Here is an 18808-nt window from a genome sequence, read left to right as displayed (position 1 = left end):
ATAGAGCAACAAATTGAGTTCTCCCGTGTCACTGTGTTCTCAACTTGAGACTCCGGAGAGTTTTCTGCACCACTAAGTTGGCTAAGTATGAAGTTGATTTAATCAAGGCTTCTAACAAGCTGCCTGAAACACAAGACGCAGCAGATCGAGCTTATGAAACCGCGGTAACTAGCGCACTTTGGACAAACGGTAGTGAAGCGAAAACCGACCGCATACCAAAGCCCAATTACTCGCGCACTGCTGGGATTAGCCGAGTAGGGCAGTGGTTCAGGAATTTTATGGGCATTTAAACCATAAGTAAGTCGAAAGCCAGTTGTTAGCAAAAACTCTGGCTTTTTCTGTTTCACCCACGCGAGGTAAACATGAATGAAATTGATTCCCTATTATCGCAGTTCCAAAATACTAGTGAACAGTCCACACCGTTAATGTGGGGTGAAACTACTGAAGAAAAACCGACCCCAGAGAGCGAAGACGGTGAACGGCTAGAACAGTCAATTAGAGATGTTTTCAGTAACAAACAACTGCTAAACAAAGCACTGGCTACATTCCTGGGTGTGTTTACTGCCAATGCTGGAGTCAGCCTACTAACGAGTTTGGGAATTTCCGCGATCGCTTCTGGCACTTTAAGCAGCATTGTACTAGGGCTATTTTTCGCTGATACCCTTACTAAAATTCACTATGACGGCAGAATCCACATTGGTAAAGACTTCATGGTAGCTACTGCTCAGACGGTGAGTGTAGGGGCTTCGTTGTGGATTGCCTTTGATGAATATAGGGCAGTGTCAGAAGCAACTAATACAGGTAAGACACGGTTCTATCAGGAGGTTAAAACCTACGAAGTTAAGCCAACTCCCAAGAGTGAAATACCTTGGCTGTGGATTGGGGTAGGTGCTTTTGTGTTGTTGGTGATTGCAGCAATCGTCAGGGGAACAAACCAATGAAACGCAAACAATTTGAAGAATACTTGCGTTCGGGAACAGCCAACAATATTACTGTGGGGGTGCTGGCGGCCATCGGGTTGATTTGTGGGGCAAAGTCATTTACTGGCACTCAAATTAGTTTGGTTGAGTATTGCTTCATCCCCCAAACGCTAAAAAATCCAGTTAACCGTTTGCGGTACTGCACACAAGACTTGCGGTACATTATGCCCCTTCACGAGTTTAATGCCCCTGTTTACGCCCCAGCTAACCCGGAGTTTCAACGTGATAGCTTTCTGCCAACTAAGGCAACCCGTCTAAGAATTATTCCCCCAAGTAACCCAGATAAGCCGCTTTGGGGTTTAGCCGCAGTAGTGGCCACAGGTGGTGCTTTCGCATTGTCTAAGGCTAGGGAATGGCGATTGATGCAGATGTTACCCGAACTGAGGAATGAGCTAAAAGCCAACTGGTTAATCAGCAAGCTTCGGTTCGGCTTGAGACTCCACAAGGAAAGTTACACCGCACAGCTAGACTACGAGTTTCACCAATGGTCAGAGAATCGACGGCTAAGAGCAGCACAATTATCAAAGATGACACCGGAAGAATTAGCCATATTTCAAGAGCAAGTCAGGTTAAAGGCAGAAGCCGAAGCACGGGTGCAACTGCAACAGGCAACTGGACAACCCGCCGGGGCATTACCAGGGCAATCAATGCAGGATATCGCCAGGGGTGACGATAAAGTAACTGGGGAACAACAGCAGGCGTTACAACAGAATACGAATTGTAGCCTTGACCCATCAGAAGCTCTTGCCCTCAATACTTTGCAAGCCTTAGCCAGAGCCGATAGCTCTACTGCTTTAGTCGCCGCACCAGGGAGCGGTAAATCAGTTACCCTCAATTACTTAATTCAGAAAATCTTGGCGGATTACAAGAGTGCTGACATCTGGGTAATTAGTGCTAAGAATGATAGTTTCTGCGGTTTACGGGAGAAGGGGCGGGTAATTGTCTTTGACGGGGAAAACCCAGACCTAGCCAAAGAGGTAATTGACAACTTTTACACGAACTACAAAAAGCGTAAGCAACTACCAGAATCAAAGCGCGAATCCTTACCACCATTGATTCTAATTCTGGATGATTGGCTAGTAATTGCTGACTCATTAAGCAAGCTTTACTCTGATTGGAATTATGGGAGTAAATTGCTTGATGTTCTGCTGATTGGTCGAGAGTTTAATACTAAGTTTATTGCCTCTCTACAGTCTTTTAATCTGGCAGCATTGGGCATTGAAAAGATGGATGCCCAAACTCGTCTGTGTCTGAATTTATTGCTGTTAGGTAACAGGTATATCAAGAACGGAAGGGAACAAGAATCTTATGGGGTGCTGGAACTGATTTTAAATAGAGGTGATATTATTCCAGGTAAGCTTGAGCGGGAGCAAATTAAATCTAAATATCTGGAAGTTAAAACAGTCTCTTATCAAAACCTCCGTCCAGTGATGATTGCTTCCGTTGGGGGTTTTGTCGTGGCATTGATGCCTAAATTATCTAATCAAGTCAATTCAATTGCTTCGGAGCAGGAATATCTAGATAGAGTATTTGACCTGGAATTTAATTTAACTGCTACTCACCCTCATCACCCCAAGCCATTATCTGAAGTAGCAAAAAAGATTTATGAATACTTCCAAAATGTCAAGAATAAAACGCCAAAAACATTACGTGATTTGAAGAAAGCAGACAGGTTATCTGGTTATTCAGATCAAGAATTAATTGATGGGTTAGCTGAATTAGTTAAGACTGATCAGGTAAATTCTGATGGCAATGATAGCTACTCTCTGCCTGATTGGTGAAGGTAATGCCGTAATGCCGTGGTGAGAATCAGGTCTGTTTTACGGGCTTTAAGGGGTGTCTACGGCATCCGGCAGCAATCACGGCAATCCATCCCTGTATAGGTCGTAGCCTACGGCGTGGTTACGGCATCGCGGACAACCACGGCAGAAGTATCAATAAGAAATCAGCTTTCCAATTAGCCTAAGTTTATTAGATAATTGAAGAAATAATGCTAAAACTTGTAATCAAAGAAACGAGAAACCTTTACGCTCTTAGGTATCAAGACCGCTATTCATAAGCAAAACGGTGTTCACCATGATTGATTTGCTGTCCGAGGATTTAAAGCACTCTGAGAAATACTTTGGCTGTAGTATTGATGTTTGGCGTGATGATAGGCGCGGCTGCTACTTGGCTGAATTATATGCCCCGGTACGCAACAGAATGTTGATGCAACAAAGGCAAGCATTCTCAGATATTCAATCGGCTGTAGCTTATATGAAGGAACAGATCGATAAATACTATTCGCAAGGTTGGTATAAAGGCTGCATTATTGACGTGTGGTTTGAACTACGCCTTGGCTGCTACTTGGCTGAATTATATGTACCCGTGCAATCAGAAATGGTGTCAAAAGAAAGGCAAGCATTCTCAGATATTCAATCGGCTTTAGCTTCTATGAGGGAACAGATCGATAAATATTACTTGAATGAGGTCAGATAGTAGGTCAATAACATCAGTCAGGTTTGGGCGCATTTATATCAGGGTAAAGAGCGCGATATTGTGACCATTGCTGTCGATAAAACTCTATTCCAGCCTGAGTAATAACCAGCTTGGTTGAGTGCTTACCGTCTTTGTTCCAGTAGCCAACTTCCTTTACTAATCCACTTCCTTGATAATCTCGTAATCTCAACCAAGTCCACTGCCAACTAAACCCGGCGTAATCCCCAAAGTTTAAGCCACTGTCTATTCCTAATTCACCAGCTTCATACGCTGTAGCTAGTGCCTCCCACTGCCTTGGTTTTAATTGTCCTTTGGGTGGTTTTTTGGGTGCTGATTCACCCAATCCAGCACGAGCTACAGCACGTCCAGTTGTGGTGAGCTTGATAGAAATTAGTTCGCCGTCATAATAATTACATTCAATTAATTTGTGTCGTTCCAAAACTTGAAGAGTGGAACCTAAACCCTGGTCAACTACACCCGCTTGGGATAACAACTTGTGCAATAAAGTTTCATAGCTTGTTGGTTCAAAATAATATTGCAGATTACGCCATACAGATGCTTTCTCTCTGATTGAACCTAATCGCCAACCTTCTTTTTGTGCTGCCTCCACAAACTGGTCAGCACGGTAAATGGCGGTGAGGGTGGCTTGCTGCCGTTGGTTAAGTTTTTCCCACAGATGAAGGTGTTTACTCATCACTCATATCCCAGAGCATTCTTAAAGATCCATCGCCTTATCTGCTGCCGACGCATTTTCAGTCCAATATCAAGTTATCCTTTTAATGTCCGTGTGCAAAAATAGTGATTTTCAACCAAATAAAAAGAGTAAGACTTTTAGAATCCATGAAATTCTCAGATTTACATCGCGGCGATTTATTTTGTTTTCCGAACGGCGAATATACCTACAAAAAAGTAGGGGATACAGTTGCAATGCCCATGTGCAGCCGAATGAACCACTTAGCAGAAGTTAGCACAGAAACCGAAGTTATCGGCGTAAAACCAAGCGCTTACTCCCGTGATAGAGAGGAAAATATGCCCGACTTTGAAGGGCTAACCTGGGAACTCCAATGCCAGATGGCAGAAATGGGAATTCAATAAAACTATTCAATTTACTTGGTTCTTGCTCCCGCCCAGGAATCAGAGATAAAGGTAGTTCATTCTGCTGGTGGCGCTTTTGCAGTACCTTAGTTCAATAAGAAGCTGGCTCAAAATAAAGACAGTTGTCCTGGCGATACATTTCCCCTGCGTCGCGTATGAAAACTGAGGTGGCAACCACTGCATAAGGCATATAAGTTTTCTCGACGATTATCTTCTGGCATAAAATTTTTATGATGTACTGTTAGTGTTAGCGCCATTCTAAGAGAACGAGTAAGTTCGGACGTATCATCATCTGGGCGAATGCACTGCAAGCCACACTTAGAGCAACGCCAGCCCACAGATTGTTTGACTTCCAGAGCGATATCTGACCAGTTTTCTGGATAACGTTGTTGTGATTTTCTTGGCATTTCCTGATTCTAAAAATGCGTAGCGATTTAATTACCAGTTCTTCAATTACGATTAATCTACTACAAATGGAGTTCAACATAGTTAGGAGTGTACTATGTGGTTTTGGGAAAAGGAATCGGTTTGAGCCAGGATTAAATGCAACTAGAAATTTTTAAACAATCTTAAAATCTTTCCATCCCCAGGCAAGTCCATTCTTACTAATCAAGAATATCAAAGGTCAAGAAAATTCCCTTATTTTTTGTCTCTACTAAAAGTAATGTATCAATGAAGTTCCCTGATAAACGCATCAATCGCCTTAAGAGCCACTGACTGCCGCCCTCTTTTTACGTAACCGCTAAACCACTTATATTAAATAATACTTTCAACTCATTCCGGTTCATCATTATTCACTCGGTGGCGAGGTAGTCATCACTTGTATAACCGTATCATCATGACCGTTTAGTGCTTCTGACCAAGTAGAATAACGCTGCATTCTTCCATGATGAGGGCCGCCCAAAACCATTGTTTCAAAAAGTAAGGGGGGGTCTCCAAAAGTTAGATCAAACCCAGAAAAAGTAGTTGAAATTTTGGCATCGCCAACTGTAGTCTCGGCAACTAGATGTTTTGCTGAATCTTGTGCTGAGTGTAAATAATCTTGCCATTCTGACAATGAATTAACAGCAACAGGTGTATGTCCTACGAGTTTGTAATAACGCATGATTGACAACGATGAAATAATCTTTTGGTTTTTTTATATTCTAGAGGCTGCCGCCCACAGATTGTTTGACATCAAGAGCGATATCTGACCAATTTTCTGGATAACGTGACTGGGATTTAGAAGACATTTCTTGATTCTCAAAATGCGTAGCGATTTAATTACCAGTTTTTTGATAAGAGTAATCTACTATATATAAGCCCATTTTTGTTCTGAATGAAGATATCAGCCCAATGGAATTAGCAACCGACCAGCAGATTCAACAGGCTCTATTGCAACTAAGTAGTCCAGGTTTGTAACCTGGGTCAGAACTGGCAAAGCTGTCACCAAGCGCAAACTAAACAATTTAGTTTAAATATCAAGCATCACCATCCAAAGCCCTTAAATAGATACAGTTAAGATTTTAAACAACCAGTCTTCTAGAGGTACGCCGAATTCTTCTGGAATCTGTTGTTGCATCTTGGTGTATTGAACCTGATTCCAATATGCAGGATTAAATATACTGTGCGGAACTTCTACATCAACTAATTGTGGATTTTCCATAACACGACACCACATTCTGGCTCGATAATCAATTGTTAGGTTCCCACTCGGCAACTCAATCCAATAATGCGGTGACACTTGACCATGCCCAATCCATTGGAATGAACCGCAACAAATTATATGTTCAATACCCTTATTAAATAAAATAGTAGAGAGAACTTTGCTATGCCCATCACACTCCGTTGGAGAATTATCCCAAATATCTAATTCTTCACGTAGCTGGTCAATAAAGTCATTATTCATGACAAGCATATTTATTCTCCCTCAACCATTTCTTCAATTTTCAAATAATAGGAAACTTCTGTCCATTCTAACTCCATTAAAAAGCCAGTTAATGCAAATGGACATTTACAATTTAGTTCTTTTTCTATCAACTCAGCATTTAGGTGATATTCTTGACACACAATCTCAAAAATATCTTCAGTGGTTAATTCGAGATTTTGATCTAATTCCCAAACTCGCCCTTCTATTAAGTGGATATCATCTCCTTCTGGGTAGGAAATTTCTGTTTTATAAGCGATTATTAGGTCATTTATTTTGGAGTCCGCCATTTTTAACTCCCCTCTGATTTGACGACATAAATACTAAAAGCCTGCAAGTTCAACACTGACATGAATTTTCGCACTATGAAAGACTGCGGGAGTATTATTTTCTGTTATTCGCAATTGGGCATTTATTGTCCAGTAATGGCGAAGAGTGTCAGTTACCAAAAAACTAAATTGGTCAAAATCTCCCTAAAGCGTTTTGAAGCTCAGTAAAGCTTTTTTCTATGTTGCTGGTATGAATGATCCTAGTATCTGGCTCATAATCGTCAGGGTGGAAAAAAGTAATCTTATAGCGTGGCATAATTCCCTTTTCGTCACTTGATACTTAAAACTACTAAAATTCATGTATCAATAATCATGATTGATTTCCTGTCCAAGGATTTAAAGCACTCCGAGAAATATTTTGGCTTCAGCCAAGCTTATCAAACCAGTTCAAGTTAGGACTTTCCCCGCTTTTTCGTCGGTCAGCCTCAGCACAAGCCTTTTCATAAACCTCATCCCAGCTACGAAGAAAGTCCTTTTCATAAGATGCTAAATCTTTGTATGGGATAGCGCTTTCAAGCGAGACAGCCTGCATTATCTCTTCAAAGCTTTGAAAATATCCAGGCTCAATTGCGATTGCTAATAAAAACCTCACGGAATTGTTTTTAAACTCTTGATGACATAGCTCTAATGCATCTGATTTCATACTCCTACCCTTGAGAATTATTTGGACTGAGAAACGGTTTTCTAGGTGACTTGATCAGTTCCGTAAAAATATCTTATCAAACATATTTAATTACCAGTTATTCAATAATAATAATCTCCTCTAATTCATCAATTTATTAATTTTTATTTATCCGAATCCTTCAACATTCCAGTCAACAATTCCGACATTTCCCACAAGTCTTTATTCCTGTTATCGTCATAAATCATCAGTGTTCTGGGGTCAGCATTCAGGCTCAATTTCTGCACCTTTCTGATATTCCCATCAGTGACATCAAGCGCCGCCGTAATTGCCTTTAGCCTTACCCTGTGCGGTGACATTTGACTGCATAGGGAAGGATTGATATCAATCGTGATATCAATGCCCCACAAAGAGCGATGGCGTAACCGCCTATCTACGGTGGCGAGATCGCTTTACTACCTGGACGGGACTCTCCTGAGTGAGCTTAGGCCAAAACCGCAATCTCCAGATTCATACAGCATTATTACTTAGTCAAATCGTCAGCCCTTACACTTTCATCTAATTTAATTTCGCTTCATCGCCCTCAACAACTGTCAACAAACTGACAAGAACTCGCCCATTCCCCACTCCCCCCCTTGTTGCAAGATAGTGCGACAATATAACTTTTCGCACCACTTAGAGTAATAAACACGCCCTTTACAACTAAGATGTTGAAATAGCATTAAACTGACGCTGCCCCTGTGCTGCTGACTAACCAATGACATCGATCCACCCTGAAAACCTTAGTGTTCTGGAAAACTCGCTCTCCTTGGCGATCGGCGAGGACTTTTCCTTAGAAAATGACCCCGATGTGATTCAGCAGCTGATTGGGGATAAGCGATCTCTGAATACCAAGCGCGAATACCAAAAAGACCTGAAAGATTTCTTCTTGTTCATTGCCAAAAAAGAACCCAGTCGGGATTTGGTTCTAGAGTTTCTACACCTGGAACAACGTCATGCTGTCGCTGTGGTTTTTAAGTACAAGGCACACCTCATTAAGAAAAAGCTGGCTGAAGCTACGGTGAATCGCCGTCTCAGTGCTATCAAGTCAATGGTTGAGATGGGGCGACGGCTGGGAGTCTGCAATTTCTCCCTGGATGATGTCAAAGGTGAAAAGGTCGAAACCTACCGTGACACAATGGGCATTCCAGCCGAGGACTATGCTTTAGTGATAGCGCTAGTTGACGGCAGTACCCTTAAGGGCAAGCGCGATTATGCCATTATGCGGTTACTCTGGGATAATGCCTTGCGTCGTCAGGAGATAGTCAATCTAAATGTGCGTGACTTTAACGCCAAAGATAAAACGCTTGGAATCCTGGGTAAAGGCAAGGGTAGCCAGAAGGAAGTTATTGACCTATCGGACAAAACCACCGACGCAATCGCAGGTTGGATAAAAGCAAGTAAGAAGAAACGTGGTGATAACCCGCTTTTCACAGTGCTGGCCTATCACAAAAATGGAGCGAGATTAACCGGGGAGGCAATCAGGCGACTGGTGGATGGGCTTTGCAAACAAGCTGGAATTACTAAGAAGATGTCACCGCATCGTGTCCGCCACAGTGCGATTACTACAGTATTGGATCTGAATAATGGCAACTACCGCGCTACCCAGCGTTTCAGCAGACACGCCCAAGTGCAAACGGTTTTGAAATACGACGATAACCGCCAGCGTTTACAAAAGCAGATGAGCGACTCAATATCAAAACTCATCTAGAAAACAACCTAAAAATCTTGAGCCGCCGGATTTAGATATTATTAAGAAGCAAATTATGGGGATTTTCGAGTAGAAAATGATTATCAACTTTTACTAAATCACCTGTGCAGCGAATTGGTAAACGTTCCTGATAGGCTTTAATGGCTAAGATATAATCATGGTCTGCTAGTTCTGTTTTGATTTCTCGTAATTTCTCAAAAACTTCACCTAGTAAAGTAATTTCTCCACTCAGTTTATCAATTTGAGGAGTGGCAATTTGCATGACTACACCTTGCATGGTGAAGTTGGGATAGTTGGTAATAAATTCACTTAATATTTCAACTTTGTCACGATTTTCTACCACTTCTAATGTTTTTAATATATCGCTGATTCTTTCAGCATAATCTCCTAAACTATGTTGAAGAGGTAGCAAGATTTCATATTCATCAGCGGCAGATTTTTTGAGTCGCCAAATTGCCCCGGCATCATTATATATACGCCCTGTTTCATGCCAGCCTGTTGCTTGCAAATGTGCCTGTATTACATCAGGGTTAACAGTTTTGAGTATTTCACTATCTTTGATAGTAACTTTCATGGCAAATCTCCAAAACTAATGCGTTGAATGATGGCTTGGAGTGATAGGGGTGTCAACTGATTACTACGGGGTATTTCAATAGTAACATTGGTTAGATTTTCGGTGTCTGGCATTTCGCGCAAGGATACCCAGTAACCACAATGTCTTAGACACAGTTCATCTTCGGTTTGTTTTAACCAGTCTGTTATCTTTTCTGGAACTAAAACGACTACTAAAATCCGAGGGACAAGAGCATTGATTTTTAAATCATTATAATTTTTGAGATTGAGGGGATATTTAATATAGTTTTCCTCAAGAATATCTCTAGCTGTACATTTTAGTTGTAGTTCTAGTCTAGGGGAAAGGATTTTACCTGTACCACCTCTGCTGACTATGCCTAAATCTACGCTGTCGTTATCGACTTCTGGTCTATATAAAGAATAACCTGCAACGGCAGCGATGGCTCTGATATAGGTGATGCTAAATTGTTCTTTTTGTTGGTTAATATCCATTAAATTACAAATTACAAGTCAAGCTAATGCCAACAGCATCGATTGTTACTCAAAGCTTGATGGCAATTCATAAGAATGCGCTAAGAGAACTTTTGCATCATCGACTTCGCCCGTCGCATATTTGCCACTTGTTGCCTGTACTCATTCTTCGTTATCGCTTCAGATAACACTGCACTGAGAAATTCTGGATTTGCCTCACAAAACTCAAACATGGCTTCAATCAGAACCTCTCGACAAATGCCGTTCTCCCGACACACCTCTTGTAGGCGTGAGCTTACTCCCTGCTCCAACCGCAGCGTACTCTGCTTTGTTTGCAACGGCTGAAAAGATGCAGTAGCCTGATTTTCTGGAGTTTCAGATATCTGACTTTCTTGACTTCTAGATATCGAGGTATCTGGACTTCCAGAAGTGAGCGAGGTATCTCGACTTTTGACATTCGGACGATTCCGCTGCTTCAATCGCTCTAGTGCATCACTCATGAGTTAACGCCTCAATAATTTGCTCAAATGGATATTGCAGGTCGGATTGCCCCAGGTCTGACAACAGCTTGCCTTGTCGGATTGCACTCTTAAACTTCTCCGACTCGCGGATAGAAGGCAAAATTGGGATGTCTTGAGCAAACTCTCGCATCGCTTCAATATTTTGCCTACCTTCTAAGGTTTGGGTATTTCCTACCCAGCGATCTCGAAAAGGAACTATCCCTAATACTCTCCCTGTAAATGCCATTAAGTTGGCTTGTTCTGTTAAGAAGCTCAGGGTATCAATTAAGCTGTTGGTTCCTTTAACGTTGGCTTCGACGGGGATGATGACATAATCAGACGTTCCCACTGCTGTTAGGCATAGTTGGGAGCGCGATGGTTGTACGTCAATCAGGACATAATCAAAGATATTGGCTACAGATTTGAGGCGTAGTTTGAGGATAAATGCTCCCGTACCACTGCTACTGAGGAAATCTGAAACCTTAAACAGTCCCCTATCTGCTGGGATCAGAAATAGATTTTCATGGGTGGTAGGGTAAATACCATCTTCTGTTGTCACTTGCCCTGTTAGCACTTCAAATAAGCTGGGCTGGTTTGGGTCTACCTCGTGATTTAAATAAAAAGTCAGATTTGCTTGTGGATCTGCGTCGATAGTCAACACTCGTAAGCCAAGTCGTGCTAGTAGCAGTGAGGTAAAGAAGATAGTGGTTGTTTTTCCCTGTCCACCGGAGAGTGAGATGCATGAGCAGGTTCGCATGGGTTAAACCCCCAATTCGATATAGCCGAGCATACAGATATTAACTCTAAATGTCTAGATATTTAGATATCAATACCAAAAGATATCTAGGCATAAAGATACCTATAAGTCTAGATATCTCGAATCGTGTAACACCCCAATCTGATTGTCTGTGGCATGGTGGCGGGTTTGAGCCAGAACATAGGGTACAAGCAATTAGCGAGTTGATTACAGATTTGATTCCAGGGCTTGGTTTTAACCCTGCTACTGATGTCCAAGTGCTTTCCCCCATGTCACGGGGATTAGTCGGTACACGCAATCTCAATCATGTATTGCAACAATTGATTAATCCCCCTAGCCCTGAAAAAATTGAAGTAACCAGGGGTGGAACTATTTTTAGAACAGGCGATCGCATTATCCAACTCACCAACGACTACCAACGGGAAGTTTTTAATGGCGATGTGGGATTTATTACCACAATAGATACTGAGGAACAGGAAGTAATTGTACAGGAACAAGAATCGCAAAAGTCTTATTATGTAAGGATTATAGATTATTCTCTGGCAGAAGTGATAAAAGAGGGTTAATCAATAACTACTCTTTAAGCAGCTTTAGGAACGCTCTGGAGAGAAATTTCTTTGGCGATCTTGATGTGTCTAGCGAGCAGAAATAGTGGGAACATAACACTAACAGCAATAATGGCTGACATAATAATATACAACCATAAATATCGAATACCGACACGTTTTCCCTCAATCGCCATAAATATACACGTTGCCAAGCTAACCAAAATCAAGTCGTTGGTGAGAGACGCAGCAGCAGCATTGACGTAGGCTGCACGAAAAAAGTCCGCGAAATAAGCATTACTAGGCTGGGTCATGAATGCAAGATTGTTGAGCCAAGTCGCTGGTAATGCCGCCAACGCAATGAGGATATAGGAGGCACAAATGAGTTTATCTTTGATGTTCATGGTCAGTAGATTCTGATTTTTCTGTACGTTCAGATCAATTCTATTGAACAGTAACTTGACGGGCTGCTTTGAAACAGAATTTATCCCCTAGCTGTCTAATTGGTATTGAGCCGAGATGCGCGACGTGAAAGTTGTGCGTAGAGGCAGTAGCCTATTTTAGGCATCACCGTGCCAAAACGGAAAAATTGGACGCTAAGGCTGAAAGTCTTTGTCTGTCTAGATTTTGGGCGTTAATTTTTTTGATGGTGCAGAGTATTAGTACTACTCTGCACCAATAAAACTGTATCAATTGAAGTTTCTGAAATTTAAGGGCTTCAAACCCTTGCTGTATCATCCCATTCACGCACTTTTAAATCAATCTACTCACAACATATAAAAATAAAATAATACAAATGGCTATTGCTACTAAAAATAAAAAATTATTATTGAAAACTTTACCTAAAACAGTAGGTTTCCTTTTCTTAATTTTCTTCTTCTTGTTTTTCTCCCCGACTATGCCTTGTCTCAAACGATTGTGGGGTTCATATCGTCTGGATATTAAATATTTTGGGATTTCCCCTCTCTCTTGACTTGCACGTTCAATATCTCTAGGAATTATAGGCAAAGAAAGATTTATTTTATTCTGATATTGACCGTAACCCTGAGAATTATTATTTGGTCTTTGCGCTACATTACTACGCTCCATTAACTGAATAACTTGTTGCAAATATGCGTTCTTTGTAAATTCAAACCACTCCCTATAAACATTAAATGACTTACAAGCTTGATGAATTTCTTTCTCTACTTTGTAAACGTCAGCAACAAAGACATAATGAATGAGTTTCAATGGGTAGGGACTTTGACGGCTATTCAGTTCTTTTAATCTTTCCTCTGGTGTCCGTGGTGCTACAGTTAGCCCTATTTTGTATCTATATGTGCCTACACTATGAATTAAATAAATGTACCCTGGTTTCATTATTGTATCTCTGTTCGTAGTTATTCTAAAGCTGCAATCGCGTCTGCAACTGTAAAATCTGGTGAATATTTTACCTTTTTGTAGTCGGGATGCTGTTTGATTTGCTTTAAAATTAATTATGATTGATTAAGTAAATCACTTAGATTAATGAAATATTTACCCATAATTAATCCTTAAAAATAATAGGTTTACCATTGAAGTCTTTGTAAACATCTCTGGTCTTAGCTAACTTGGTAAACTTACGTTGTATTCCTCTAGTTCGTTACCATCTGCATTTACTAAACTAAGGAATATGCTTATACTGAAAATTTATTTAATATGGATATAAATATATGGTTCAACGTCTTGAAGAAATTTTAGGGAACTCAATTACAGAATATACTCCCAACGCAATCAAATTTCAGGGACTATCTTTAGAATCATTGGAGCAAGTTATTCAATCAGGCTACACTACACTAAATGCGAGTTTTAATGCTGCTCCATCAGTTGGTTCATTTATTGAATTTGGGCAACGTTGTAAAAGTATAGAAGCGACAGCAATTTTTGATGGTGTAGTCATCAATGATACAGAAAACCCAGATTTGGTGATTGATGCAATTACAGTTAAAGGGGTGAAAGACTTAGACTTTGCAGGTGAATTTGTAAAATTTGTGTGGGGTTGTGATGAATTAGAGATTAATTCTCAACAGTTATATGCTTGGTGGGATTAACTGTTTCCTCTACTGAAACCAGATGTTATACGGAAACTTTCCGTATAATAAATAGTTATGCCGCACAGTCCTTAGTAGGGACAGAGCCGAAAGCTTACCCATCAGTGTTAAGGGCTGATCTGGCACGGAATTGCTGAAAAAATGACTACGAGCTTGGTTGATGCCAGAAAACGAGAGGGAGAAGATAATAGGGTATCTTTCAGGGTGTTCTAATCCTGAACTCCGAGAGATTTTGTTCGCTGTTTTTCAAAACCGCAAGCCAAACCCTGAAGAAGATGAATACAACAAAAACTGCTTTTTTCTAGGTACTGCCTCCAGTCTCCTAGAAGGTAGCGATGAAGAAACCGAACGTTGGGGTACTTGGAAAATCGAGGCAGTCGCTTATGTTGACAGAGAAGAGTACGGAGAAGACGTACTTGGAACAGATTGGGGGTTTTGCCAGTTTGGTGAATGTCAGTTATGTGGAATAGCAGTACGATCCAACCTGAAACGTGGTGTCTGTCCAGTGTGCAGTAGTAAAGTGTCTATGAGTTGATTAGCCCTCTTTTGTCAGAGTGGGAGAATCCAATCGCCCAAACGGTTACAGGGCTTTAATTTCCACGTTTTGTCTATAAATTTTAGTTTCTGTTAGAAAATAAAGCCTCAAACCTTGATGAAATAAAACTTTCAGAATCAGGCTGAGATTATTGTTTTCCGAGAGTGACAAAACAGGGTTAGAGTTGTAGTCAGGGTTTTTAGCGATGGCAACGAGAACACCGCAGGCATCGCACCTAGTCTTACATCACTGGTTAATTAACCTTTTACTGGATGCAGAGAATTGGCTTCTATGTCATCCTAGAAAACGAGAGTTAATTTGGTGAGTATTTTTGTTGTTAGTATTGACAGGCTTTCCCCTTTTGGTATCTACAGACTTTTCTCCAAAATTTAAATCTCTACACACGAATATTTTTGGAGATAATCAATGTCAATTTATGTAGGCAACCTCTCTTACGAAGTTAAGGAAGATGATATTAAGGGTGTTTTTGCTGAATATGGGACTGTAAAGCGTGTTCAACTACCTACTGACCGCGAAACAGGACAACTACGCGGTTTCGGATTTGTAGAAATGGGAACAGATGCAGAAGAAGCAGCTGCCATTGAGGGTCTTGATGGTGCTGAGTGGATGGGTCGTGACCTGAAAGTGAATAAGGCTAAACCCAGAGAAGACAGAGGTTCGTCTGGTGGGAACCGGGGAGGGTACGGTGGGGGCGGTGGACGTAACCGCTACTAAGCGGAAGAAAGCTGAAAGAAAGAGAGAGCGAACTTTCAGGTCAGACAAAGAGTCTGCCTTTTTTGCACTTTAGTTAACTGGGCGGCTTACCACTATCAGCCATTAAGTAAGTCAATTTAGCAGGAGAGATAATGACCCAAATAATAGTGGGTGACAATGAACACATTGAGTCAGCCTTACGTCGATTTAAGCGAGAAGTTTCCAAGGCTGGGATTTTTCCAGATATGAGGAAGCATCGTCACTTTGAAACGCCTATTGAAAAACGCAAGCGTAAAGAAATTGCCAAGCACAGGCAGGGTAAAAGACATTTCCGCACTTGAGAACTGACATAGATATAAATGAATGCCCTCATAAACACTATGAGGGTTTTCTTTATGGAATTTAGCAGCAATAAGCAAAAATTAAGCAATGGTAGTTTTTACTGGGTTCAAAGCTTTATATACCAATAATTATAGGAGCCAAGGATGTACCCTTCTTGCTCGGTAATGGCTAGCTGAAATGAACATCATACCCCTAAGTTATTAATTCCTCTTGGCTTCTTAAACAGCTTGGATAAGAGACTTTTAATAATATGTGGAAAAAGCGCAGGCCCTGGTAAAAAGACAATACCCAACTGTTGCATTAATCCAAATGCATCGCCTTGCCCCCAATGTTCTACAATTAAGCCGTTTTCAACGCGATCAATATGCATGATTGATAACTTAATTTGCTTAAGAGTTGGAGGAAGACCTTGGAATTCTCCAAAATGTGTAGCTGTAAATGTTCCACAAGTAACGACTTTATCTCCTTCAATAAGCACTTGGTCAAATGTATGTTGACCGTTTGTAAAGGCTAAGTAGAAAGCCATACCAAACTGTTTAAAACCTTCACTGTCAAGAGGGGCAGGTGTGCCAGCCATGTGAGCTACAAAATTGGGGGCTAGAAGTGCCAAGGCTTGGCTAATATTCCGGCTGTCGAAAGCTCCATAGAACTGAAGAACGATATCTTTATTTTGTTCAGTTAGACTGATTTCTCTACACATACACCCTTCAAGCATAGAGGCTTGCTCAGAAGCGATCGCTTCCCAGTAAACCTTAATTTTTCTTAGATTCTAGGGATTCCACTTTCTTAGTCATTCGTGGAATAGACGATTGAAAGTGCTTCTATCTCTGCCAATACCTCATGGCAGAGGTAGAAATTATATTGTTCGCGCTGCCCCTGTGTCTTTGAGTATCTGTCAACGATTTTTCATCTGAAGAAGGCGGTTTTCTATTTATTGCCACTAAAGTTGTGTTTATCTGTCTTCATTGAGGTACTTAAGCAGAGTTTCGATTTGCTGAACAGAATAGACGTTAATCGGGAGCATGGGAGTATCAGAGCCAGCAAGGATAGCTATTACTCGATGAGTATTGTAGTCTATATTTTTGAGCTTTTGTATCAGGCGTAAGCCCAGAACTGGAGTATTACACCGGGATTTGACAAAAATTTCAATGTCGGAGCGGAATGTAACTTCGACACCGACCCCACCGGAAAACTTTAGAGCTTCAGAGAAAACAATTCCTGGCTCAACTATAGTTTGAGCTTTTGTCAAGGCGATGAAAAAGGTGGATTTAAAATCATCAGGCATCCTATGCAGTTGGGCTTTTGTGGTTGCCAATGCTTCATCACTGACATATCCAAGGCTAATTTCTGAAGGTATGGGGCATTTTTCTAAATTAACTCGTGAACCGTAGACATCACCCAAAAGCTGTTTTCTGCGTTTAGCTTCTCCCATACTTCATCCCCTGTTACTACCATCAGTGTCTAACTAGAATACTATGTACCAGACGCTAACACAGCCCAATGGTACTGCAAGATCCACTACCGCCATAAAAATACCCCCAGAATATGGGGGCGATTGATGTGGTTGATGTGCCTAAAAGGACACAATAGAATAATGAGAGTTCACTATAAGGATTTCTGTATATATGCCCATCTTACAATGAGCTATCGGTGGATGTCTTCGGTGATCACTGACTCTTCAAAATCGCTTCACAACAACTTTTCAATAACTGTGCTTTTACACCATTAAGCATTGCAAAAACTTTCATCAAGCTTTTTCAAATATTCAATCCGGCAGCAACCGCGCCGCCATTGGTCTTTAGTCAAAGGATAATAACTAGACCAAATACTTCCATCTGGCGAAAATAGAAGGTTCGTGTCACCAGGTGCAGCCTTGTAAAGTTATGTAAAAATGACCGATTTTTCAGGGGTAATTGATAAGAAATACAAATGAGAACTTTGCCTAGTTTGTCTCCTTTTAGGCAATGTTTTTTAGTTTCGAGACGGAGCGATAATACTTTGACACCCACACTTCCAGGTACTCCAAGCTCTGTTTTAGGCAAAGTTATTTTACTGTCTCTGCACTAGAAAAGTTATTTGTGCAACTTATCTTTTTGCGTTCGCGCTTAAATCTCGTATCAATCTCTGTAACTGTTGCTATATAAGGTTTATAGCCATAGGCTGCACTTGGTGGCACGAACCTTCGATCTACGCCGAGTCCTCGGAGTGCCGCAACTGGCGAGCGCAATAAGAGCAATAATACTCTTCGCCATCCCAGTAGACAGGATTACCGCAAGTATTGCAATACTCAGTATCGCTATTGGCTGTGGACATGGGGCACTGTGCATTGATGCAGCTATTTCGGGAGCGCAGCGGGTGATTGGTCTTGACCTCATTGGTAACCGCATCGAATTTGCCAATCGGATCGTAGCGGAACGCTTTCCTAATATCGCCAACAGGATAGAGTTTCATCACTTGGATATTAGCGAGATGGCACTTGAGGGCAAGGTCGATTTCGTAATTTCCAAAGACACTTTTGAACATATTATGAACCTAGATCAAGTTCTTCTCTCAGTAAAACGGGTTCTGTGGAAAGGTGGTTTACTGATAACTGGTTTTAGTCCACTTTACTACAGCCCCTTTGGCGATCATGGATTCCACGCAATTGGAAACCGCTTGAAGCTACCGTGGGCGCATCTCATTCTTGGCGATGCGCGTGTTGTGGCTGCTTATAATAGACACCATCCGGGAGTTAAGTGTCATTCGATGTATGACCTTGGACTCAATAAATTCAAGCGCCGCGACTTTCTGCAAGCCTTTGAACAAGCCGGATTTGAAATTGTTAGCGAAACCGTAAATGCTGTTCAAGAGGCTGTTGTGCTGCGTAACACGTAGTTGTAGTGACCTATAATTAGCAGACTGAAAACTTTTGCGGCCGCTCTACATTCTTTTAGAATAAAGGCATTTTAACGCAGGTATTGATACTAACAAGGTATTGAGCTAATACACTAACACTGGGAATAGAAGCCAGAATAACCATTGCACTGAATAATACGACAATGGTGCTAAATGTCATACTGCTTTGTTCCCGGCATAACAATTATTTGAGTGACTATAACTTTTAGGTAGCAAAAACTTCCAAAGGCTCATATCTTAAGCGTTC

Annotated in this window: 25 protein-coding genes and 1 pseudogene; 11 read left to right on the top strand and 15 right to left on the bottom strand. The window is 41.2% G+C overall.

Features of this window, described 5'->3' with window-relative positions:
- Positions 1-362: 362 nt before the first annotated feature.
- The 3 genes from ACEYW6_RS29560 (at position 363) to ACEYW6_RS29550 (ending at position 3458) form a co-directional block, all read left to right on the top strand.
- Positions 363-941 carry a hypothetical protein gene (locus ACEYW6_RS29560; RefSeq protein WP_412982564.1) on the top strand — a complete coding sequence of 193 codons (579 nt, stop codon included), beginning with the start codon at positions 363-365 and terminating at the stop codon, positions 939-941.
- Positions 938-2761: a hypothetical protein gene (locus tag ACEYW6_RS29555; RefSeq protein ID WP_412982563.1), complete on the top strand. Its 1824-nt coding sequence runs from the start codon at positions 938-940 to the stop codon at positions 2759-2761. The genes ACEYW6_RS29560 and ACEYW6_RS29555 overlap by 4 nt, the downstream gene beginning before the upstream one ends.
- Positions 2762-3056: 295 nt before the next feature.
- On the top strand, positions 3057-3458 hold the full coding sequence (locus tag ACEYW6_RS29550) for a hypothetical protein (RefSeq protein ID WP_412982562.1): 402 nt from the start codon (positions 3057-3059) through the stop codon (positions 3456-3458).
- A gap of 13 nt (positions 3459-3471) precedes the next feature.
- Here ACEYW6_RS29550 and ACEYW6_RS29545 read toward each other — a convergent pair whose 3' ends face one another.
- Positions 3472-4152 carry a hypothetical protein gene (locus ACEYW6_RS29545; RefSeq protein ID WP_412982561.1) on the bottom strand — a complete coding sequence of 227 codons (681 nt, stop codon included), beginning with the start codon at positions 4150-4152 and terminating at the stop codon, positions 3472-3474.
- 146 nt (positions 4153-4298) lie between these two features.
- On the opposite strand from ACEYW6_RS29545, the gene ACEYW6_RS29540 reads away from it, so the two are divergent.
- On the top strand, positions 4299-4553 hold the full coding sequence (locus tag ACEYW6_RS29540) for a hypothetical protein (protein ID WP_412982560.1): 255 nt from the start codon (positions 4299-4301) through the stop codon (positions 4551-4553).
- A gap of 107 nt (positions 4554-4660) precedes the next feature.
- Here the strand turns inward: ACEYW6_RS29540 and ACEYW6_RS29535 are convergent, their stop codons facing one another.
- The 6 genes from ACEYW6_RS29535 to ACEYW6_RS29510 form a co-directional block, all read right to left on the bottom strand.
- The gene (locus ACEYW6_RS29535) at positions 4661-4960 is read right to left on the bottom strand and encodes an HNH endonuclease (protein WP_190938553.1); all 300 of its coding nucleotides are present in this window, start codon (positions 4958-4960) and stop codon (positions 4661-4663) included.
- Positions 4961-5343: 383 nt separating this feature from the next.
- Positions 5344-5658, bottom strand: a complete 315-nt coding sequence (locus tag ACEYW6_RS29530) for a hypothetical protein (RefSeq protein ID WP_412982559.1) — start codon at positions 5656-5658, stop codon at positions 5344-5346.
- Positions 5659-6036: 378 nt separating this feature from the next.
- Positions 6037-6450, bottom strand: coding sequence for a hypothetical protein (locus ACEYW6_RS29525; protein ID WP_412982558.1), 414 nt, complete (start codon positions 6448-6450; stop codon positions 6037-6039).
- A 2-nt stretch (positions 6451-6452) separates the two neighbouring features.
- Complete coding sequence (locus ACEYW6_RS29520) at positions 6453-6749, bottom strand: hypothetical protein (RefSeq protein WP_412982557.1); 297 nt, start codon at positions 6747-6749, stop codon at positions 6453-6455.
- 403 nt (positions 6750-7152) lie between these two features.
- Positions 7153-7431, bottom strand: a complete 279-nt coding sequence (locus tag ACEYW6_RS29515) for a hypothetical protein (RefSeq protein WP_412982556.1) — start codon at positions 7429-7431, stop codon at positions 7153-7155.
- A gap of 143 nt (positions 7432-7574) precedes the next feature.
- Complete coding sequence (locus tag ACEYW6_RS29510) at positions 7575-7769, bottom strand: hypothetical protein (RefSeq protein ID WP_412982555.1); 195 nt, start codon at positions 7767-7769, stop codon at positions 7575-7577.
- Positions 7770-8167: 398 nt separating this feature from the next.
- On the opposite strand from ACEYW6_RS29510, the gene ACEYW6_RS29505 reads away from it, so the two are divergent.
- Positions 8168-9160, top strand: a complete 993-nt coding sequence (locus ACEYW6_RS29505; RefSeq protein ID WP_412982554.1) for a tyrosine-type recombinase/integrase — start codon at positions 8168-8170, stop codon at positions 9158-9160.
- Between the two features lie 31 nt (positions 9161-9191).
- Here ACEYW6_RS29505 and ACEYW6_RS29500 read toward each other — a convergent pair whose 3' ends face one another.
- The 4 genes from ACEYW6_RS29500 to ACEYW6_RS29485 form a co-directional block, all read right to left on the bottom strand.
- Positions 9192-9734 carry a hypothetical protein gene (locus ACEYW6_RS29500; RefSeq protein WP_412982553.1) on the bottom strand — a complete coding sequence of 181 codons (543 nt, stop codon included), beginning with the start codon at positions 9732-9734 and terminating at the stop codon, positions 9192-9194.
- Positions 9731-10225: a DUF4365 domain-containing protein gene (locus ACEYW6_RS29495; protein ID WP_412982552.1), complete on the bottom strand. Its 495-nt coding sequence runs from the start codon at positions 10223-10225 to the stop codon at positions 9731-9733. The genes ACEYW6_RS29500 and ACEYW6_RS29495 overlap by 4 nt, the downstream gene beginning before the upstream one ends.
- Before the next feature lie 80 nt (positions 10226-10305).
- A complete protein-coding gene (locus ACEYW6_RS29490; RefSeq protein WP_412982551.1) occupies positions 10306-10704 on the bottom strand; it encodes a hypothetical protein in 399 nt (132 codons plus the stop codon).
- Positions 10697-11461 (bottom strand): ParA family protein, encoded by a 765-nt coding sequence (locus ACEYW6_RS29485; RefSeq protein ID WP_412982550.1) that lies wholly within the window; start codon positions 11459-11461, stop codon positions 10697-10699. The genes ACEYW6_RS29490 and ACEYW6_RS29485 overlap by 8 nt, the downstream gene beginning before the upstream one ends.
- A 134-nt stretch (positions 11462-11595) precedes the next feature.
- On the opposite strand from ACEYW6_RS29485, the pseudogene ACEYW6_RS29480 reads away from it, so the two are divergent.
- Positions 11596-12006, top strand: a pseudogene (locus ACEYW6_RS29480) (ATP-dependent RecD-like DNA helicase); the annotation flags it as partial.
- A gap of 35 nt (positions 12007-12041) precedes the next feature.
- Here ACEYW6_RS29480 and ACEYW6_RS29475 read toward each other — a convergent pair.
- Both ACEYW6_RS29475 and ACEYW6_RS29470 read right to left on the bottom strand, forming a co-directional pair.
- Entirely contained in the window at positions 12042-12410 is a 369-nt protein-coding gene (locus tag ACEYW6_RS29475; RefSeq protein WP_412982549.1) for a DUF2834 domain-containing protein, read from the bottom strand.
- Positions 12411-12759: 349 nt separating this feature from the next.
- Complete coding sequence (locus ACEYW6_RS29470; protein WP_412982548.1) at positions 12760-13365, bottom strand: GIY-YIG nuclease family protein; 606 nt, start codon at positions 13363-13365, stop codon at positions 12760-12762.
- Positions 13366-13697: 332 nt separating this feature from the next.
- On the opposite strand from ACEYW6_RS29470, the gene ACEYW6_RS29465 reads away from it, so the two are divergent.
- The 4 genes from ACEYW6_RS29465 (at position 13698) to rpsU (ending at position 15665) form a co-directional block, all read left to right on the top strand.
- The gene (locus ACEYW6_RS29465; RefSeq protein WP_340097162.1) at positions 13698-14075 is read left to right on the top strand and encodes a hypothetical protein; all 378 of its coding nucleotides are present in this window, start codon (positions 13698-13700) and stop codon (positions 14073-14075) included.
- Between the two features lie 160 nt (positions 14076-14235).
- A complete protein-coding gene (locus ACEYW6_RS29460) occupies positions 14236-14610 on the top strand; it encodes a hypothetical protein (protein ID WP_193947647.1) in 375 nt (124 codons plus the stop codon).
- Between the two features lie 426 nt (positions 14611-15036).
- Positions 15037-15345, top strand: a complete 309-nt coding sequence (locus tag ACEYW6_RS29455; RefSeq protein ID WP_185582817.1) for an RNA recognition motif domain-containing protein — start codon at positions 15037-15039, stop codon at positions 15343-15345.
- 131 nt (positions 15346-15476) lie between these two features.
- Entirely contained in the window at positions 15477-15665 is a 189-nt protein-coding gene (rpsU, locus tag ACEYW6_RS29450; RefSeq protein ID WP_185582816.1) for a 30S ribosomal protein S21, read from the top strand.
- Positions 15666-15850: 185 nt separating this feature from the next.
- Here the strand turns inward: rpsU and ACEYW6_RS29445 are convergent, their stop codons facing one another.
- Both ACEYW6_RS29445 and ACEYW6_RS29440 read right to left on the bottom strand, forming a co-directional pair.
- A complete protein-coding gene (locus ACEYW6_RS29445; RefSeq protein WP_412982547.1) occupies positions 15851-16381 on the bottom strand; it encodes an ester cyclase in 531 nt (176 codons plus the stop codon).
- A 237-nt stretch (positions 16382-16618) separates the two neighbouring features.
- On the bottom strand, positions 16619-17098 hold the full coding sequence (locus ACEYW6_RS29440) for a hypothetical protein (RefSeq protein WP_412982546.1): 480 nt from the start codon (positions 17096-17098) through the stop codon (positions 16619-16621).
- Positions 17099-17871: 773 nt separating this feature from the next.
- Here ACEYW6_RS29440 and ACEYW6_RS29435 point away from each other — a divergent pair.
- Positions 17872-18540 (top strand): class I SAM-dependent methyltransferase, encoded by a 669-nt coding sequence (locus ACEYW6_RS29435; protein WP_412982545.1) that lies wholly within the window; start codon positions 17872-17874, stop codon positions 18538-18540.
- The last annotated feature ends 268 nt before the right edge of the window (positions 18541-18808 follow it).

The sequence above is a fragment of the Nostoc sp. UIC 10607 genome (genome assembly GCF_047228265.1).
Classification (GTDB): Bacteria; Cyanobacteriota; Cyanobacteriia; order Cyanobacteriales; family Nostocaceae; genus Nostoc; species Nostoc foliaceum_A.
This window is presented reverse-complemented; position numbering and strand designations above follow the sequence as displayed.